15 protein-coding genes and 1 pseudogene are annotated in these 18922 nt (G+C 70.5%); 12 read left to right on the plus strand and 4 right to left on the minus strand.

Annotated elements, in window-relative coordinates:
- Window positions 1–22 precede the first annotated feature (22 nt).
- Both AB0H62_RS33600 and AB0H62_RS33605 read left to right on the plus strand, forming a co-directional pair.
- The gene (locus AB0H62_RS33600; protein WP_220243636.1) at window positions 23–400 is read left to right on the plus strand and encodes a gamma-glutamylcyclotransferase; all 378 of its coding nucleotides are present in this window, start codon (window positions 23–25) and stop codon (window positions 398–400) included.
- A pseudogene (locus tag AB0H62_RS33605) lies at window positions 397–1488 on the plus strand (glycerate kinase); the annotation flags it as partial. The gene AB0H62_RS33600 and the pseudogene AB0H62_RS33605, both read left to right, overlap by 4 nt.
- On the opposite strand, the gene AB0H62_RS33610 reads toward AB0H62_RS33605, so the two are convergent.
- From AB0H62_RS33610 to AB0H62_RS33625, 4 genes are all read right to left on the minus strand, one after another.
- Window positions 1486–6450, minus strand: a complete 4965-nt coding sequence (locus tag AB0H62_RS33610; RefSeq protein WP_360590558.1) for an AAA family ATPase — start codon at window positions 6448–6450, stop codon at window positions 1486–1488. The pseudogene AB0H62_RS33605 and the gene AB0H62_RS33610 overlap by 3 nt on opposite strands.
- 141 nt (window positions 6451–6591) lie before the next feature.
- Window positions 6592–6978 carry an NUDIX hydrolase gene (locus AB0H62_RS33615; protein ID WP_220243634.1) on the minus strand — a complete coding sequence of 129 codons (387 nt, stop codon included), beginning with the start codon at window positions 6976–6978 and terminating at the stop codon, window positions 6592–6594.
- Window positions 6975–7697: an SDR family oxidoreductase gene (locus AB0H62_RS33620; protein ID WP_360590561.1), complete on the minus strand. Its 723-nt coding sequence runs from the start codon at window positions 7695–7697 to the stop codon at window positions 6975–6977. Before AB0H62_RS33620 ends, AB0H62_RS33615 begins: the two co-directional genes overlap by 4 nt.
- Entirely contained in the window at window positions 7687–8391 is a 705-nt protein-coding gene (locus AB0H62_RS33625) for an RraA family protein (protein WP_360590563.1), read from the minus strand. The genes AB0H62_RS33620 and AB0H62_RS33625 overlap by 11 nt, the downstream gene beginning before the upstream one ends.
- Window positions 8392–8932: 541 nt before the next feature.
- On the opposite strand from AB0H62_RS33625, the gene AB0H62_RS33630 reads away from it, so the two are divergent.
- From AB0H62_RS33630 to AB0H62_RS33675, 10 genes are all read left to right on the plus strand, one after another.
- Entirely contained in the window at window positions 8933–10108 is a 1176-nt protein-coding gene (locus AB0H62_RS33630; protein WP_220243631.1) for an EfeM/EfeO family lipoprotein, read from the plus strand.
- Window positions 10105–11334 (plus strand): Dyp-type peroxidase, encoded by a 1230-nt coding sequence (locus tag AB0H62_RS33635; RefSeq protein WP_360590565.1) that lies wholly within the window; start codon window positions 10105–10107, stop codon window positions 11332–11334. The genes AB0H62_RS33630 and AB0H62_RS33635 overlap by 4 nt, the downstream gene beginning before the upstream one ends.
- A gap of 59 nt (window positions 11335–11393) precedes the next feature.
- Entirely contained in the window at window positions 11394–13034 is a 1641-nt protein-coding gene (locus tag AB0H62_RS33640) for an alkaline phosphatase family protein (RefSeq protein WP_220243629.1), read from the plus strand.
- Window positions 13035–13213: 179 nt separating this feature from the next.
- Window positions 13214–13597, plus strand: a complete 384-nt coding sequence (locus AB0H62_RS33645; RefSeq protein ID WP_220243628.1) for a hypothetical protein — start codon at window positions 13214–13216, stop codon at window positions 13595–13597.
- A gap of 89 nt (window positions 13598–13686) precedes the next feature.
- Window positions 13687–14265 carry a GNAT family N-acetyltransferase gene (locus AB0H62_RS33650; protein WP_360590568.1) on the plus strand — a complete coding sequence of 193 codons (579 nt, stop codon included), beginning with the start codon at window positions 13687–13689 and terminating at the stop codon, window positions 14263–14265.
- A 57-nt stretch (window positions 14266–14322) separates the two neighbouring features.
- Window positions 14323–14742, plus strand: coding sequence for an Lsr2 family protein (locus tag AB0H62_RS33655; RefSeq protein WP_220243626.1), 420 nt, complete (start codon window positions 14323–14325; stop codon window positions 14740–14742).
- Between the two features lie 204 nt (window positions 14743–14946).
- Window positions 14947–15966: an iron chelate uptake ABC transporter family permease subunit gene (locus AB0H62_RS33660; protein ID WP_220243625.1), complete on the plus strand. Its 1020-nt coding sequence runs from the start codon at window positions 14947–14949 to the stop codon at window positions 15964–15966.
- Window positions 15963–17009, plus strand: coding sequence for an iron chelate uptake ABC transporter family permease subunit (locus AB0H62_RS33665; RefSeq protein ID WP_360590571.1), 1047 nt, complete (start codon window positions 15963–15965; stop codon window positions 17007–17009). Before AB0H62_RS33660 ends, AB0H62_RS33665 begins: the two co-directional genes overlap by 4 nt.
- Before the next feature lie 33 nt (window positions 17010–17042).
- Window positions 17043–17843: an ABC transporter ATP-binding protein gene (locus AB0H62_RS33670; RefSeq protein ID WP_255638742.1), complete on the plus strand. Its 801-nt coding sequence runs from the start codon at window positions 17043–17045 to the stop codon at window positions 17841–17843.
- 16 nt (window positions 17844–17859) lie between these two features.
- Window positions 17860–18864, plus strand: coding sequence for an iron-siderophore ABC transporter substrate-binding protein (locus AB0H62_RS33675; RefSeq protein ID WP_220243623.1), 1005 nt, complete (start codon window positions 17860–17862; stop codon window positions 18862–18864).
- Window positions 18865–18922: the final 58 nt, after the last annotated feature.

An 18922-nucleotide genomic window follows, 5' to 3' on the forward strand; every position in this document is an offset into this window, starting at 1 on the left:
AGCTCGAAGGAAAGGAACTGCTGTGACCCTGATGTTCCTCAACGGCGGCGCCATGCGCGGCGAACCGCTGCACCACCTGCTCGACGGCGCCCCTCTCGTCGCGTCGACGACCACCGCGCCGAAGTACCGCTTCTACTCCGTGGGTGGCCAGTGCCCGGCTTTGGTCCCGGTCGCCCACGGCGGCGGTGCGGTTGCGGGCGAGGTGTACGAGGTGTCCCTGGACGCGCTGCGGGACCGGGTACTGCCGGCGGAACCGCCCGAGCTGGAGCTGGGCGTGATCGAGCTGGCGGACGGGAGCTCGGCGTTCGCGATGCTGCTGCGCCGGCCGCAGACGTCCCACGTGCAGCTGCGCGACATCACCGAGATCGGTGACTGGCGGTCGTTCCGGTCTCAGTCATGACAGTGCTGGTCGCGCCCGACAAGTTCAAGGGCTCGCTCACGGCGGCGCAGGTCGCTTCGGCGGTCGCTGCCGGCTTGCGTGCGGTGTCCCGCGACGAGCCGGTGGTCGAGCTCCCGGTGGCGGACGGCGGTGACGGCACGGTGGCCGCCGCCGTCGCCGCCGGGTTCCGCCGGGTGCCGGTGCGCGTGTCCGGGCCGACGGGTCGGCGGATCACGGCGTTCTTCGCGCTGCGGGGTGACGTTGCCGTGGTGGAGCTGGCCGAGGCTTCCGGTTTGCAGCGGTTGCCGGGTGGGCTGCCTGCGCCGCTGACTGCGTCGAGTTATGGCACAGGTGAGCTGATCGCGGCGGCGCGGGCGGCCGGGGCGGCGCGGATCGTGCTGGGCGTCGGCGGGAGTGCGTGCACGGATGGTGGTGCCGGGATGCTGACGGCATTGGGGGCGCGGGTGCTGGATTCTTCCGGCGCCGCGGTGCCTCTCGGCGGTATCGGGTTGGCTTCGGTGTCTGCTGTGGACTTGTCCGGTGTGTCTGCTGTGGACATCGACCTGGCTTGCGACGTGGACAACCCGCTGCTGGGTCCTTCGGGTGCGGCGGCGGTGTATGGGCCGCAGAAGGGTGCGAGCCCTGAGGATGTTGCCGTGCTGGAAGCCGGGTTGCGCCACTGGGCTTCGGTGCTGGGTCCTTCGTCCGCCTCGGCCGCGGGCGCCGGCGCGGCGGGCGGGGTGGGCTTCGCGGCGCTGGCGGCGTTGGGCGCTCGCCTGCGGCCGGGTATTTCCTTGCTGCTCGACCTCCTGGGCTTCTCCATCGCGGTCCGCGACGCCCGCCTCGTCATCACCGGCGAGGGCTCCCTGGACACGCAGTCCTTGCACGGCAAGGCCCCCGTCGGCGTCCTGCGTGCGGCCACGGGCGCCGGCGTCCCGACGGTTGCCGTGGCGGGCCGCTGCCTGCTGTCCCCGGCCGAGTGGCGCGCGGCCGGCTTCACCGCCGTCCACGCCCTCACCGACCTCGAACCGGACCCGGCGCGCTGCATGACGAACGCGGGGCCGTTGCTGCGCCGCCTCGCCGAACGCCTGGCCCGCGACCACGCCTCAACGGTCCAGCGCGGAGGATCGGCTGGGGTCGGCGAGCGGAAGTTCCGCGTGGAGGCTGGTTCCGGCTCCGGGCGGGCTCTGGAGGACGATCCGGCCGCCGATCGCTTCGACCCGGTCTTTGAGGCCGAGCAACCCGGTGCCCCGGGTGAAGTCGGCGCCACCGACTCCGTCATCGAGGACCGTGACGTGCAAGAGGGCCTTCGCGGCGTCGAGATGAATGGTCACCGAGGCGGAAGATGCTCGTGAGTGCTTGGCCGCGTTGGTCAGCGCCTCCGCGACGACGAAGTAGGCGCTGACCTCGACGTGCTTGGGGAGCGACAGTCCCGGCTGCTGGTCGACCTCGACCGGGATGGGCGAGCGGCGGCCGAGCGTGCGCACGGCCGCTTGGAGTCCTCCCGTGTCGAGGATCCCCGGGTGGATACCGCGCGCGATCTCGCGCAGCTCGTCCAGCTGGCTGGTGGCTTCGGCGGCGAGGTCGCCGAGATCGGCGGCGAGTTCGGTGAGTTCCGGTGGCACCTGCGCCTGTGCCGCGCGCAGCCGTAGCGCGAGAGAGACCAGCCGTTGCTGAGCGCCGTCGTGCAGGTCTCGTTCGATGCGCCGGCGTGCCTGGTCGGCTGCCGTGACGATCCGCGCCCGCGACGCGGTGAGCTGGGCGTACAGCTGGGCGTTGTCGAGGGAGACGGCGAGCTGGCCCGCGATGAGCTTGACGGCGTCGAGCCGCTCGGCGGTGAACGCGCCGCCGATCAGCCGGTTTTCCAGCAGCAGCGCCGCCCGCGGGGCGCCGCGGCTGAGGACGGGCACGGCGAGGAAGGAGCAGCGCGTGAGGCCCGCGAAGCACGGGTCGTGGGCGAAGCGGTCGTCGCGGGTGACGTCGTCGACGACGAGTGGTGCCTCGGTCCGGCGGATGTAGCGCAGCACGGACATCGGCACCGCGTGGTCATGATCGGCGCCTGTCGCTGTGTTCGGGGGAGCGGAGGCGGGCAGGAGCCAGTCCCGCCGGTCGTCGCTCCACAGCACGAGGCGGACGACGGTGGCACCGGTCATCGCTCTGAGCACGTCGACGACCCGCGAATGCAGGCGTTCGATGCTCGTCTCGGAGCTCAGCGCCCGCGACGCGGACAGGACGCCGAGCAGGTCGAGGGTGCCCGTGGTGACCGTTGAGCGCTGGCGGACGGCACCCGCCGGTCGGGCCTCCTCGAGACCGGCCGTCGCGCCGGCTCCTGATCGCAGAGCCGGGTACGCCCAGTCGAGCTGCGCCACCTTCGCGGTCGCGCCCCAGGCGGCGTAGTCGTCGCGGGCCTGTGCGAGCAGGTCGAAGCCGGTGTGGTCGATGTCGTGCGCCAGGTGGAAGCGCGCCGCGCGCTCGGCGATCAGGGCTCGGTGCCAGGGGCGCTGACGCTGGACGACCTCGCGCCGCGCGGCGTCGAACGCCCGCACGGCACCGCGGAAGTCGTCGACCGCCCAGGCCCGCTCGGCCTCGAGCAACCGCACCAGGTGGAGGAAGTTTTCCGGTGCGTCCCTGACCCGCGCGGCCAGCCACCGCATCACCTCGTCCAATTCGGACAGTGGAGCTCCGCGCTCGTCGGCAGTGGCCGCGCGGGCCTGGTCGGCCAGGGCGAGCCCGCGCAGCAAGCGGGCCACGGCGGTGGAGTAGAAGCCGGCGGCGGCCGGGAGAAGGGCCATGGCTGCCGCACTGTGTTCTGCCAGGCGAACTGGATCACCGAAGCAGGCAGCCGCGAGCGCGTGACACAGGTGCGCGTAGAACAGCGCCAGCGGATTGTCGGCGAAACGGTCGAGGGGGATCGGGTCGGCGCTCGAGGCTGGACTCTCGCCGCGCAGCACGTCGGCCAGCCACCGGTAGCTGTCGAGCCATTGGCCGGTCTGCTCGTTGCCGGTCCGTCGCAGGAAGGCGAACCCCCGGTCGACCTCGGCGACGAAATTCTCCAGGGACGGCGCGCACTCCGCCAGGTACGGCACCGAGAGCTGGTAGGTGTAACCGGCGTAGGCCAGGTCACCGCCCGCGATCAGCCCCGTCCTGGCCTCCTGCGCCGCGCGGGCGCCGTTCTCGATCGGCTCGAACCAGCCGCTGAGAGCGGAGAACATGTGCCGTGCCTGCGAGGTGCCGGGCTCGTAGCCGCGGGCCTCGCCCAGCGCCACGATCCGCTGCAACGCGCGGTATCCGGCCTCGTAGGCACCGCGCTGCGCCCCCGCGTGGTAGGCGGCGTGGCTTGCCGGGCCGATCACGCTCGGGCCGGGACCGTGCTCGATCCAGATCCGGAAGGCTTCCAGACCCAGCCAGGCGATCAAGGCCGGGTCGGCGACGAAGTACGCGGCCGGCAGGGCCGCGTCGATCAAGCGGGTCACGGCCAGCGCGGTGGCGTCGGCAAGGTCCGGCCGGGCCAGGTCATCCGCTGGGTCGCTGTCGGCCGCCCACCGGTACAGGCGCTCGAACCGCTGGTCGACTTCGGCGGGGAGCCGATCCCCCGAAGGTACGACGACGCCGCACTCCCGCAGCGACTCCAGGCTCAGCGCGATCGCCTCCGCGAACCGGGTTTGGTGCGTGAGGCCGCGCACCTGGACCGCCGTCGGGCCCGCGCGGTCCGGCATCCTCTCGCCGAGCCGCTCGATCACCCGGTACTCCGCGTCGGCCTCTGCCAAGCGCCCCGAACCGAACAGAGCCGCCTGGCGAGCAGTGCGCAGCTCGACCACCACGGCGATCTCGGCGGGGTCGACCAGCCGCAACGCCGCCGAGAGGAGCGCGTTCACCTGCACATCGTCACCCGTCAACGCGGCCTGGTCGGCGCCGCGCCGCAGCAGCTTCGTCACCTGGCGGCGCTCCGCGGCATCGTCGACCGCGTCGATCACCGGCAGGTACTGGTCGGCGGCGGCCGCGAACAGGTCAGGCACCCCGGCCAGCCGTCGCGCCATGGCCAGGTGCAGAACCCGGCGCCGCTCCCGATCGAGCGTGGACAGGATCGCCTCGCGGACGCGGTCGTGGCGGAACCGCACCGCGCCGTGGGCACCGCTCTCCAGTGCGAGAAGTCCCTCGTCCAGCGCCGGCGCCAAGTGCCGCTCCACCCCGCCGTCCGGCTCGCCCGTGGCAGTCCGCAGCACCGAGACCTCGACCTGCCCGCCCAGGCAGGCCATCGCCTCCACCAGCCGCCGGGACCGCGGCGGCACGGCCTCGATCCGCGCCGCCAGCAGGTCGCCGACCTCCGACGGACCCAGCCGGGCTCGCAGCCGCGCCGGATCCCACCGCCACCCCGAGGCGTTCGCGGTGAAAACACCGTGGCGGCCCAGCGCGTTGAGCAGCTGCACGGTTTCGTACGGGTTGCCGGACGTGCGCGGCTCGATCACCTCGACCAGGCCCGCCGCCGCGACCTCGTCGGCGTGCAGCATCTCGGCGACCATGGCGACCAGACTCGGGACGGGCAGGTTGCCCAGCCACAGGTACCGCACACCGGCTCGGTCTTCCGATCCTGCCGGTTGCTCTGCCGAAGCCACGTCGTCGTCGCGGCGCACGCCCACCAGCAGCAGGCCGGCGATCGGCTCCTCGTCGAGCAGGAGGTCGACGAACCCGAGCGGGCCTCGCCCGGCCCATTGCAGGTCGTCGAGGAGTAGCACCACCGGTCGTTCCGGCGACGCGATCGCCCGCAGGATCTGGACGCTGTTGTGCTGAGCCCGCGATTGCGCGGTGAGCGGATCGCCGGGATCGGGCGGCACCTTCAGCAGCGCGGCGAACTCCGGCACCACCGCGGTCAGCAGGCCCACATTCGGGCCGGCCGCGGCGAAGATGCGTTGCCGGACCTCGGTCAGCCCGCTCTCCGGCTCGGCCAGCAGCAGCCTTCCCAACGCCCGGAACACCTGGTGCACCCCGTCGAACTCCAGATCCCTCCGGTACTGGTCGAACTTGCCCGCCACGAACCAGCCGCCCCGGCTCGTCACGGCCGGGCGCAGCTCGTCGACCAACGCCGTCTTGCCCACCCCCGCCGCGCCGTTGATCATGACTCCCTGGCACCGGCCCGTCAGCGCGTCCTCGAGCGCCGCGTGGAGCACGGCCACCTCGGCTTCGCGCCCGACCAGTCTCGGTGGCGCGACCAGCCGGAGCGGGAAGTCGTGTTCACCGACCCGGACCGGTCCCGCACGGGCGTCCCGCAGCCGCTCCAGGTCGTGGACCACGCCCTCCGCGGTCTGGTACCGGCTGTCCGGCTCCTTCTCGAGCAGATGAAGGATGATCTCGGGCAGGGCCGCCGGCAAAGCCGGATTCACCTCGTCCGGCGGCACCGGGACCTGCGCCAGGTGGTCGTGGGTGAGGCGAAGCGGATCGCCGGAGCCGAACGGCGGTGCCCCCGTCGCCAGTTCGTAGAGCGTCGCACCCAGCGAGTACAGGTCGGCCCGCTGGTCGACGGAACGGCCGGTCCGCCCGGTCTGCTCGGGCGCGAGATACGCGAGAGTCCCGACGATCTCGCTGCGATCGGAGAACGGCCGGCCGGCGTCGGCGAGCGAGGTGGCCAACGTGAAGTCCACCAGGTACGGAGCACCGTCGCGGGAGATCACGATGTTCGCGGGGGTGATTTCCCGGTGCAGCACTCCGCGGCGGTGCATGGCCGCGACGGCTCTGGCCAGCCCCAGTGCGACGCCGACCAGGACATCGACGGGAAGCGGCTTCGACAGTCCTGACAGGTTCGTGCCGCCGACGTCCGCCAGCACGATCGCCCCCGCGTACTGCGGCGCGTCCGCCAGCTGCGCCACGCCCGGGACCCCGCGGAGCTGTTCCAGCACCGCCTTCTCGTGCCGCAGCCGTCCCGGCGCGTCCGGCCCGAGCGGCTGTTTGCAGACGACGGTGCGATCAGGGAGGAACAGCCGGACGATCCGCGTGCGCGCGTCCTCGCGAAGTACTGAGACCCGGGTCTCCGGATCTCGGCCCGGTAGCTCAGCTGTGCCCACCCGACACCTCCACACCGTCGGTCTCGACGCAACTTCTGCCTACACCCATCTCAGCGCGATCGCGACCCCCCGGGGCAGGCGGTGTACCGGCTTCTTCTTCCCCGGATTCGCCCGCTTTTCACCACCCTCGGCGGCACCCGGTGACCAGCCGCCGCCCTACCCGAGCAGGTGGAGGTGGGGCGACAGACGGAGTGCCGCGGCTTCTTCGGTTGTCGCCCAGGTGAAGTCGTCGTGTTCGGCGGGGTTGAGGGTGACCGTGCCGGGGGTGGGTTCGGTCGCGTCGTAGACGCGGGCGTGGATCGTGAGCGGCCGGCCGTCGAGGTCGGGCCACGAGAGGCGGGCGCGTTCGCCGAGGAGGTGGACGTGCAGGCCCGTTTCCTCGGCCACCTCGCGGACCGCGGTGGTCTCCGGGGCTTCGCCGGGCTCGGCGGTGCCGCCGGGGAGCTCCCAGTGCTCGCCGAGGAACGTGCCGGGCGCGCGGCGAAGGAGCAGGACCGTGGCCCCGCGGGGGAGCCAGACGTAGGCGAGGAGCTTGGTGGTCATGAGAAGCCGCCGTTGGAGGTGAGGAGCTGGCCGGTGACCCAGGTGCCGTCGGGGCCGCAGAGAAAGGACACCAGGTTGGCGCAGTCGCGCGGGGTGCCGAGGCGGCCCAGCGGTGTGCGGTCGCGGAGGGTGGTGGTCAGGGGGCCGTCCATCCAGCCGGTGTCGGTCGGGCCGGGGTTGACGGCGTTGGCGGTGATGCCGCGGGGGCCGAGTTCCGCGGCGGCGGCCACGATCAGGCGGTCGAGGGCGCCTTTGCTGGCGCCGTACGGGACGTTGTGGACCACGGCGTCGCTCGTCAGGGCGACGATTCGGCCGGTGCCGTGGGGTCCGCCGAAGCGCACTGCGAACTCGCGCATGAGCAGCCAGTTCGCACGTGTGTTCACCGCGAAGTGCCGGTCGAAGCTTTCGAGCGACGTGTCGAGGAAACCGGAGTCGACGGACTCGCAGTGCGCCAGCACCAAAGCCGTCACGTCGCCAAGGGAAGAAGCCACGCGGTCGAACAGCAAAGCCGGCGCCGCGGGATCGGCCAAGTCCGCTTCGACCGAGAAATCCCCGGCCCGCACCGGATCCGCACCCCACGGCATGCGGGCGTCGTAGGCCGGCCAGTGTGTGCACGCGACGAGCCAGCCGTCAGCCGAGAGGCGTTCGGCGATGGCCGCCCCGATGCCCGCGCGTCGGCCGACACCGGTGACCAGGGCGACCGGGCGCTCACTCTTCAATGGCCCCGCCCACGGCGCGCAGGTGCTCGCGGAAGGTCAGCGCGGGGTTGGCCTCGCGGGCACGCAGGAACTCGGCGAAGCGCACCTGCTCGCGCAGCGTCTTGCCGCCGCGGATGAGCTCGGCTTGGCGCCGCTCGGTGTCGCGAATGGACTCCGCGAGGCGGAACACGTCCTCGGCCTCGGCGGCGGGTACGAAGACCACGCCGTCTTCGTCGCCGAACACCAGGTCGTCCGACGTGACCTCCCACTCGCCGACGCGCGCGGATTCGAGCGCGTTCGCGGCGCGGTCGGTGAGCGAGAGCGGTCCGGTCGGCAGGGACCCGAGGCTGAACACAGGCAGCCCGATCGCGCGCAGGTCGGCGGTGTCGCGGTGCAGGCCCCAGATCACGATGCCGGACCCGCCCGCCGTCGCGGCCTCGATCGCCACGAGGTCGCCGACGCAGCTTTCGTCGAGGCGCCCGCCGTTGTCCACCACCAGCACGTCGCCCTCCTCGGCGCTCATCAGCGCCTCCAGGAACACGTCCACGCTGCCCGCGTGCCGCGCCGGCAACACCCGCCCGGCCACGCGCCCACTGACCGCGGCCCGTGTCCCCGCCGGCGCGCAGCGCACCTGCAGCCGCGCGCGGATGCAGCCGTCGGTGAGGTGCGCGGTGGTGAGCGTTTCGAAGCGGCGCCGCAGCTCGTCGTTTTTCATTTCCTTCAGGCCTTTCTCGCAGCGAGCTGGAAGACGTTGCCGGGTGGCGGGGTCACCACCCGAGCCAACCGCGTCCGCGACGCGCGCGCAATATCTTTGGCCCCGGCTCCGCCGGGGCGTGCGAGATCGCCTTTGAGCCGGTTTCCGGATTGGGGCGGTCGGATCGGCCGGGGGCCGATCGCACCGCCCCAATCCGGAAACCGGCGCGATCTCGCGTGTGGGTCGGCTTTGGCGGGTGCGCCTGCCGTGGCTCTCTGACCTTCCGGGAAAGGGACCCATTCCTGGGCTGCGTGGCCGAGGCGAGGAGGCCGCTTGGTTCAGAGACGGTGGTGGCGGTGTTCACGTGCCGCAGAAATCCACCATATGTGCTGAAAAGGACTTAACGTCGCTTGGTGCTTTGGTCCTTATATCCGATTTCATCGGTTTTTGGTTGAAGTCCTGGTGAATTCCCGGGCGGGAGGTGGTCTCGACCCCCTGTTTCTTCACGTTCCGCACGCATAATTCCCTCCCGGTAGTCCGATCGAGTGGCAGGAGTGTGCGCGTGCCGGGGTCTGTACGTGCCCGTTGGGTAGTGGGGGCCGCGGGTGTCGTGGTCGCCGCCGCTGCCGTGGGAATCGCCTTCGCGGTCTGGCCAGACGGGGCGTCCGCGCAGGATCCGGAGATCCAGATCTCCCGCTCTGCCTGTGGTCAGGGCTGGACGGACCCCAAGCCGGGCCCGCAAATCTTCAACCTCCACAACACCGGCGCCGTCACGTCGGAGGTCGATCTGATCGACCCGAAGACCGGCGTGATCTACGGCGAGGTCGAGGGTCTCGGCACGGGGACGATCAGGCCGATGTCAGTGACGCTCGGTAATGGACCGTACGCCTTCCGGTGCCTTCCGGAGGACTCCTCCGCGATCGTGGGCCCGACGACGACCGTCAGTGGCGGCGCCGAGCGCGGCCCGGGTGTCGCGGCGGTGACGCAGAACGACCTCCTGCAGCCGCTCAAGGTCTACGAGGCCAAGGTGACGCAGGGGCTCGACACGCTGGTCACCGACGTCGGCGCGCTCAAGGACGCCGTGCACCGCGGCGACCGCGGCGCCGCTGAGTCCACCTGGCTCACCGCGCACCTGACCTACGAGCGCCTCGGCGCCGCGTACGACGCGTTCGGCGACTCCGACGGCGCCATCAACGGCACGACCGCCGGCCTGCCCGGCGGCACCTCCGACCCGGACTTCACCGGCTTCCACCGCCTCGAGTACGGCCTCTGGCACAACGAGGACATGGGCTCGCTCGGCGGCGTCGTCGACCAGTTGGCCTCCGACGTGCAGAACCTGCGCACGGCCTTCCCCCAGAGCCAGGTCGACTCGAACGACCTCGGCCTGCGCGCCCACGAGATCGTGGAGAACGCCCTGCAGTTCGAGCTCACCGCCAAGACCGACTACGGCAGCGGCACCAACCTCGCCACCACGCGGGCGAATCTCGACGGCGTGCAGACCGTGCTCGACGTCCTGCGCCCGGTGCTCGCCCCGCGCTACCCCGAACTGTCCGGTGTGGACAGTTGGATGAAGCGGACCGAAGCGACCCTCGACGGCGCCCGGAAGCCCGACGGTTCGTGGACGCCCGTGTCCGCGCTCACCGCGCCGCAACGCCAGAAGATCAACGCCGACGTCAGCGAGCTCACCGAGCGGCTCGCCCCGATCGCGGCCATCGCCGAACCCAGGAGGGTTTCGTGACCGCCAAACCAGCCCAGCCGGGGGAGTCTTCCCGCCGGACGTTCCTGCGCCGCACCGTCGTCGGCGCCGGCCTGACCGCCGCCGCGGGCGTGGGGGTCGGCTCGGTCGCCGCGAGTGCTGCCGACTCCGGCTCCGGTTCCGTCGCGTTCCACGGCGACCGCCAGGCCGCGATCGTGCGCCGGCCGCCCGCGCAGAGCGTGGTGGCGTCGTTCGACGTCGTCGCCGACAACAAGGCCGAGCTCACGGACCTGTTCAAGGAGATCACCGACCGCGCCCGCTTCCTCACCACCGGCGGCGCCCCGGCGGCGCTCGGCATCACCGCGCCGCCCGCCGACTCCGGCGTGCTGGGCCCGGTCGTGCCGGCGGGCAACCTCGGCGTGGTGCTCGGCGTGGGCTCGTCGCTGTTCGACGACCGCTACGGTCTCGCGGCGCTCAAGCCGAAGAAGCTCAAGCCGATGACGATGTTCCCCAACGACGCGCTCGACGCCGCGCAGTGCCACGGGGACCTGTCGCTCGTACTTTCGGCGGACAACACCGACACCGTGCTTCACGCGCTGCGCGACATCGCCCGCGCCACCCGCGGCGGGATGCAGCTGCGCTGGAAGATCAACGGTTTCGCCTCGCAGCCGCGGCCTTCCGGCACCCCGCGCAACCTCATGGGCTTCAAGGACGGCATCTCGAACCCGACCGACGCCGAGTACGACAAGCTGGTCTGGCTCGGCGAGGGCAGCGGCGAGCCCGCGTGGACCAAGGGCGGCAGCTACCAGGTCGTGCGGCTGATCCGGATGCTCGTCGAGTTCTGGGACCGCGTGTCGCTGACCGAGCAGGAGAACATGTTCGGCCGCCGTCGCGACACCGGCGCGCCCCTCGACGGCGCCGAAGAACAGGACGTGCCGAAGTACGCCGACGACCCCGTCGGCACCGTCATCCCCCTCACGAGCCACATCCGCATGGCGAACCCTCGCAAGCCGGAGACGGATTCCAGCCGGATCCTGCGCCGCGCGGTCAACTACGACCGCGGCGTGGACACCAACGGCAACCTGGACATGGGCCTGATCTTCGCCTGCTACCAGCAGGACCTCGAGCGTCAGTTCGAGGCGGTCCAGAAGCGGCTCATCGACGAGCCGCTGGTCGATTACATCTCCCCGTTCGGTGGCGGCTACTTCCTGGCGCTGCCGGGGGTGACCGGTCCCGACGACCACTACGGCCGGGCTTTGTTGGCCTGACCGTGTTCCCGCAGTTGCAGTTCCCACCACTAAGTCATCGAAATCAGGAGGATTCCCCAGTGGACAAAGGAATCGGCAGACGGCGTCGCCGTTCACGCGGGCTGATCGGCGCGGGTGCGCTGGCTTCGGCCGCCGTGTTGGCGATCGTCACCGGCTCCGCGGCGTCGACCGCAGACGCCCAGGCGCTGCACACGCTGCCGGCGTCGTGGCTGCCGACGCTCACCCCGATCAAGCACGTCGTGGTGATCTTCGGCGAGAACATCTCGTTCGACCACTACTTCGGCACCTATCCCAACGCGACCAACCAGGACGGCACGCCGTTCAAGGCCGCGAAGAACACCCCGAAGGTCAACGGCCTCGACAAGAAGCTGCTGAACAACAACCCCAACGCCTACGACCCGAAGCGCCTTTCCCCCGACCAGGCGCTCACCTGCGACCAGAACCACAGCTACGGTGCTGAGCAGGCGGCGTTCAACGGCGGCAAGATGGACAAGTTCGTCGAGAAGACCGAGACCGACAAGTGCACGGGGCAGCCGATCCTCTTCGGCGAGCCGGGCCTGGTCATGGACTACTACGACGGCAACACCGTCACGGGCATGTGGAACTACGCTCAGAACTACGCGATGAGCGACAACTCCTACAACACGAACTTCGGCCCGTCGACCCCCGGTGCGCTCAACCTGATCTCCGGCCAGACGGGCGGGGCGCAGGCGCTCACCTCGGTGACGCACCAGCCGACCACCGACTCGTACGCCGTCGTTTCCCCCGACAAGAAGGGGATCGGCACGGTCATCAACGACCCGGACCCGGCGTACGACGACTGCTCGGACAAGAACCACACCGCCACCGACAACCTCGCCTCGCTGCAGGGCAAGAACATCGGTGACATGCTGAACCAGCGCCACGTGACCTGGGGCTGGTTCCAGGGTGGCTTCAAGCCGACCGGCACCCAGAACGGGTTCGCGGTCTGCGGCCAGCAACACAACAACGTCGGCGGCATCCCGGTGACGGACTACAGCCCGCACCACAACGCGTTCTCGTACTACAAGTCGACGTCGAACCCGCACCACCTGCCGCCGTCCTCGGTGCAGGCCATCGGTCAGACCGACCAGGCCAACCACCAGTACGACATCAGCGACTTCGACGCTTCTCTGAAGGCCGGCTCGATGCCCGCCGTGAGCTACCTCAAGGCCCCGGCCTACGAGGACGCGCACGCGGCCAACTCCGACCCGCTCGACGAGCAGCAGTTCGTGGTCAGCGAGATCAACAAGATCCAGCAGTCGCCGGAGTGGAAGTCCACCGCGATCGTCCTCGCCTACGACGACTCGGACGGCTGGTACGACCACCAGAAGTCCACGATCATCAACGGGTCGAACGACGCCGCGCAGGACCAGTCGGTCTGCACCGGCACCAACACCAAGCTGGGCACGACCGCGGACCGCTGCGGTTACGGCCCGCGTCTGCCGCTGCAGGTCATCTCGCCCTACAGCAAGGTGAACTTCGTCGACCACACCCGCACCGACCAGACCTCGGTGCTGCAGTTCGTGGAGGACAACTGGTTCACCGGTCGCGTCGGGGGGTCGTCGTTCGATTCCCGCGCCGGCGGGCTGTGGAACATGTTCAACTTCTGGTACCCGCAGGCGAGCAAGCTGCCGCTGGACCCGAAGACGGGTGCGGTCGTCAAGAACGGGCATCACTGAACATCGCGTAGGACCGAACACCAGTAGTACCCAGTAGTACCCAGTTCCGAAGGCCACCGGGTTTCCGAACCCGGTGGCCTTCGGCCGTTTCCGGGTCTGCCTGCTGTGTCCGACGCGACGGTCGTCCCAGTGGCGAATCAAGTAACCAACTGGTTGGATAGTAGGTGGAGGTGGTCACCGTGACCGGACCGTTCGTCTTCATCGCCACCAACAGCGTGGTCCCCGGCAGGTTCGACGCCGAGTCGGGCCGCGCGCCCGGCTGGGCCCGGTTCGTGGACGATCACGAGCCGCGGCTGATCGCGTTCCACGAGTACGCGAGCGCCGACGGCACCGAGGTCGAGTTCGTGCAGGTCCACCCGGACACCGACTCGTTCGAGCACCACATGCGCGTGCTCACCGAGCACGCCGACCCGGAGTTCCGCGAGAACCTCACGGCCACCACGAACATCCGCGTCCACGGCACGCCCACCGAGGCGATCCTGACGATGCTGCGCGACCTGGCCGGCGCGGGCGTGCCGATCACCGTCTTCCCGCAGCACCTGGGCGGCTTCACGCGCGACTGAACACATTTTCGCGACGATTTTTCCGGCAGGGGGCCACAGTTCGGAAATGCCCCTTGCGTTCGGACGGCCGCACTGGTCCAATCCCCGCCATGGCCACGTGGACCGAAACGCCGCGACTGCGGCTGCGCCGGTTCACGCCCGCCGACGCCGGCGCGCTCGCGGATCTCCACGGTGATCCCGAGGTGATGCGCTTCATCGACGACGGCCGTCCGGTGTCGCGTGAAGTCGTCGAGGACACGACACTTCCGGGTTTCCTCGCGGAATACCGGGATCTGCCCGCGGGACTCGGGTGTTTCGCCGCCGTGAATTCGGGGACGGACCAATTCGCCGGGTGGTTCTCGGTGCGGCCGGCGGCGAGCCGCGGACTCGGGGGAGGCGGTACCGAAGTCGGCTACCGCCTGCTGCCGGCGGTGTGGGGGCGCGGGTTCGCGACGGAAGGGCTGCAAGCGGTGCTCCGCAAGGCATTCGCGGAACTCGGTGCCGAGCGGGTCGTCGCGACGACGATGACGGTCAACACCCGTTCCCGTCGCGTGCTCGAGAAGGCGGGGCTCAAGCTCGTGCGCACCTTCTTCCTCGAGTGGCCGGAATACCTGGAAGGCGCGGAACACGGCGATGTCGAGTACGCGCTGTCCAGAGAGGAATGGGTGTCCAGCACCGCGCGACATTAGTCGACACGATAGGGTTCCCCCAGGCACGTCCTGTAGAAGGTGAAGGAACGACGAACCATGGCGCAGAAGGTTCACGTCGAGATGGTGGACGACATCGACGGCAGCATTGCCGATCAGACCGTCCCCTTCAGCCTCGACGGTGTGAGTTACGAGATCGATCTGTCCGAAGACAACGCCGCCGCGCTTCGTGATGAGCTCGCGCGCTACGTCACCGCTTCCCGCCGCGTCGGGGGCCGCAAGGTGCGCATGGCCGCCGGGCAGGCGCCGCGGGCGACGTCGTCCGCCGCCGATCGGGAGCGCAACCGCCTCATGCGGGAGTGGGCCGAGGTCAACGGCTTCAAGGTGTCCGACCGGGGCCGGCTCCCCGCGGAGATCGTGAAGGCGTTCGAAGAGCGTGAAGAAGAGATCGACGAGGTCGAAGAGGCTCCCGCCAAGCCGGCCCGCAAGCGTGCGCCGCGCAAGAAGGCCAACGCCTGAGCTGAGCTTTCCGTCAAAGGGGTCCGTCATCACGGTGACGGACCCCTTTCGGCTTTTGCGGGTGCTTCGCCCGCCATGGCGGAATCACCAGGCGGTGTAGCGGTGATGACACACGACGACCGTGGTGATGGCCACACGACGACGGCGCCACGCGCGGGGTAGGGTAGCCAAGCCTAAATGTCCTGTGAGTGAAGGTAACCGACTGTGGCCGAGAGAGCCCGCCCGAGAACACTCTCGCTGACGGCGGGGCTCGTGGTGCTCCTGGTGGCGCTCGTGCTCGCCGCCGCGCTGAGCATCGCCGTCGGATCGCGCGGGCTGTCGTTCGCCACCGTCCTCGACTCCTTGTTCCACTACGACGCCTCGAATCCCGATCACCTCGTGGTGCACGAGCTGCGCCTGCCGCGCACGCTCGTGGGCGTGCTCGCGGGTGTCGCACTGGGACTGTCCGGCGCCGTGATCCAAGGCGCCACGCGCAATCCGCTCGCCGACCCGGGTCTGCTGGGCGTGAACGCGGGCGCCGCGCTGTTCGTGGTGCTGGGCATCAGCACGCTCGGTATCACCACCGTCACCGGATACGTCTGGTTCGGCTTCGCCGGCGCGGCCGCCGCGGCCGTGGTCGTCTACGGGATCAGCGCGCTCGGGCGAGTCGGTGCCACACCGGTGAAACTGGCGCTCGCGGGTGCCGCGGTGACCGCGGCGCTGCAATCGGTGACGAGCGGGCTGCTGCTCACCGACACCACCACGTTCGACCAGTTCCGCTTCTGGCAAGTGGGCTCGCTGACCGGGCGCGACGTGTCGACGATCACGCAGGCCGTGCCGTTCATCGTGGTCGGCGTGGTGCTCGCGCTGGTGTCCGCGCGGATGCTCAACGCGCTGGCGCTGGGTGAGGACGTCGCCCGCGGGCTCGGGCAGAACGTCGCCGTGGCGCGGGCGGTCTGCGCGCTCGCCGTGGTCGTCCTCTGTGGATCGGCGACGGCCATCGCCGGCCCGATCGCCTTCGTGGGGCTGACCGTGCCGCACGTCGCGCGGCTGATCACCGGGCCCGACCACCGGTGGCTCCTGCCGTACTCCGCTTTGCTGGCGCCGTTGCTGCTGCTCGTGGCCGACGTGATCGGCCGGGTCATCGCGCGCCCGGCCGAGGTGCAGGTGGGCATCGTGACCGCCGTGATCGGCGCGCCCGTGTTCATCGTGCTGGTGCGGCGCCGGAAGCTGGTGAAGGTGTGAACCCGCCGCAGGCGCTCCCCGACGCGCTGAAGGCGGTCTCGGCCGCCCGCCGCCAGGGCGCGGCGCGGGTGTGGCTCGTGTCGATCGTGCTCTTCGTGCTGTTGGTCGGAGTTTTCGCGCTGTCCCTGGCTGTCGGTGACTTCGACGTCCCCTTGGGACAGCTGCCCGGCATCCTCTTCGGCGACGGTACGGGCGGCGGCGCCTACGTCGTCACGCAGCTGCGGCTCCCGCGCGCTGTGGCAGCCGTGCTCGTGGGTGTCGCGTTCGGACTCGGCGGTGCGCTTTTCCAGCGCCTGCTGCGCAATCCGCTCGCCAGCCCCGACGTGATCGGCGTGACGCAGGGTGCCAGCGCCGCCGCGGTGATCTGCCTGGTCCTGTTCGGAGTGTCCGGTCCGGTGCTCTCGGCCGCCGCGTTCGGCGGCGCGCTGATCACCGGCGTGATCATCTACGTGCTCTCGCGCCGCGGCGGCGTGAACGGCTACCGGCTCGTGCTCATCGGCGTCGGAGTCGGCGCGGTGCTCGCCAGCATCGTGTCGTACCTGATGACCTGGGCCGACGTGACGCTGGCGCAGCAGGCCCTGGTGTGGCTCACCGGCAACCTCAACGGCGCGAGCTGGGACAAGGTGGTGCCGCTCGCGATCGCCCTCGTGGTGCTCGGGCCGGCGGCGCTGCTCCTCAGCCGCGCGCTCACCGGACTGCAGCTGGGTGACGACACCGCGGCCGGGCTCGGCCTGCGCGTGGAACGCATGCGCCTGCTGCTGCTCCTCGTCGCCACCGCGCTCGCCGCGTTCGCCACGGCGGCGGCCGGGCCCGTGAGTTTCGTGGCGTTCGTGGCGAATCCCGTGGCGACGCGGCTCGTGGGCGGCGCCCGCGTCGGCCTCGTCGCGCCCGCCCTCACCGGCGCGCTCGTGACGTTGCTCGGCGACTTCGTCGCGCAGCACCTGCTCGGCACGCAGCTGCCGGTCGGCGTCGTGACCGGGGCAGTCGGCGCGCCGTACCTGCTGTACCTCCTCGCCACGGCGAACCGGGCCGGCCGAGTCTGAGAGAGAAGGCGCGTGAAACCGACGACACCCACCCTGCACACCGAAGGTCTCGAGCTCGGCTACGGGCCCGTGACCGTGGTGAAGGACCTCTCGGTGCGCATCCCCGAGGGCAAGGTCACCATGATCGTGGGGACCAACGCGTGCGGTAAGTCGACGCTGCTGCGCGGACTGGCGCGCCTGCTCGCGCCCTCGGCCGGTGCGGTGTTCCTCGACGGCGAGCGCATTTCCTCCTTGCGCAGCAAGGACGTCGCCCGGGTGCTCGGTCTGCTGCCGCAGTCGCCGACGGCACCGGAGGGCATCACGGTCGCCGACCTCGTCGGCCGCGGCCGCTACCCGCACCAGGGCGTGTTCCGCCGCTGGAACGACGAGGACGACGACGCCGTGGCGCGCGCGATGCTCGCCACCGACACCGTGGAGCTGGCCGGCCGGCCCGTCGACGAGCTGTCGGGCGGGCAGCGCCAGCGCGTGTGGATCGCGATGGCGCTCGCGCAGCGCACGCCGTTGCTGCTGCTCGACGAGCCCACCACGTTCCTCGACATCAGCCACCAGGTCGAGGTGCTCGACCTGCTCGCGGACCTCAACCACAACGACGGCACCACCGTCGTGATCGTGCTGCACGACCTCAACCTCGCGGCCCGCTACGGCGACCACCTCATCGCCATGAAGAACGGGTCGATCGCCGCCGAGGGAGCTCCCGGCGACATCCTCACCGCCGAGCTCGTCGAGGACGTGTTCGGCATGCCCTGCCGGATCATCGCCGATCCCGTGTCCGGCACCCCCATGGTCGTCCCGATCGGCCGCCACCGCGCCGCTACTCCCACCACCCAGCCCTAGGAAGGAACACCCCACGATGGCCAGATGGACCAAGGTCGTCGGCGTTCTCGCCGCCGCCACGCTCCTGGGTGCGTGCAGCCAGCCCGCCAACACGACGACTTCGGGCGTCGGGGACAAGGACGTCGCCACCGGCGGCCGCCTGTTCTCCACCGCCGACACCGAGACCGCCAAGCTGAAGGCCGACGTCGGCCCCGGCGTCTTCCCGCGCACGGTCACCCACGCGCTGGGCCAGACGAAAATCGAGAAGGCGCCCACCCGCGTGGTCGTGCTCGACAGCGGTGAGCTCGACGACGTGCTGGCGCTGGGCGTCACGCCCGTCGGCATGGCCACCACGGCCGGCCAGACCGGTGTGCCGAGCTACCTCGCCGACCGCGCCAAGGGCATCCCGACGATCGGCAACACCGACAACCTCAACCTCGAGAAGATCGCTTCGCTGCAGCCGGACCTGATCCTCGGCAGCAAGCTGCGCGCCAACGACCTGTACCCGCAGCTGTCGAAGATCGCGCCGACGGTGTTCAGCATCCGCCCGGGCTTCCCGTGGAAGGAGAACCTGCTGCTGGTGGGGGCGGCGCTGGGCCAGGAGAACAAGGCCGTGGCGGCGCTGAACGCGTACCAGAAGAAGGCCGACGAGGTGAAGGCCGGGATCAAGGGCAACCCCAAGATCTCGTTGCTGCGCTTCCACTCCACGGGCATCCGGATCTACGGCGACCTGTCGTTCATCGGCGTGATCTTCAAGGATGTCGGCCTGCAGCGGCCGGACAACCAGCACATCAACGAGCTGGCCAAGCAGATCTCGCGCGAGCGCATCGACGAGGCGAACGGCGACTGGATCTTCTACTCCAGCTACGGCGCGGGCCCGAACGCGGACGAGAAGGCCGTGACGAGCAGCGGGCTGTGGGCCGGCCTGAGCGCCGTGAAGTCGCAGCACGCCATCCGCGTCTCCGACGAGGTGTGGTTCCTCGGGCTCGGCCCGATCGGCGCCGACCACGTGCTCGACGACCTGAAGAAGTACCTCGGCTGAGGCCGTTTCGCCGAGAGCCAGGACACCGAGCAGGCCTCCCCGGGCGAACCCGGGGAGG

Origin of the sequence: Amycolatopsis sp. NPDC050768 (assembly GCF_040654155.1) — a bacterium.
Taxonomy (GTDB): Bacteria; Actinomycetota; Actinomycetes; order Mycobacteriales; family Pseudonocardiaceae; genus Amycolatopsis.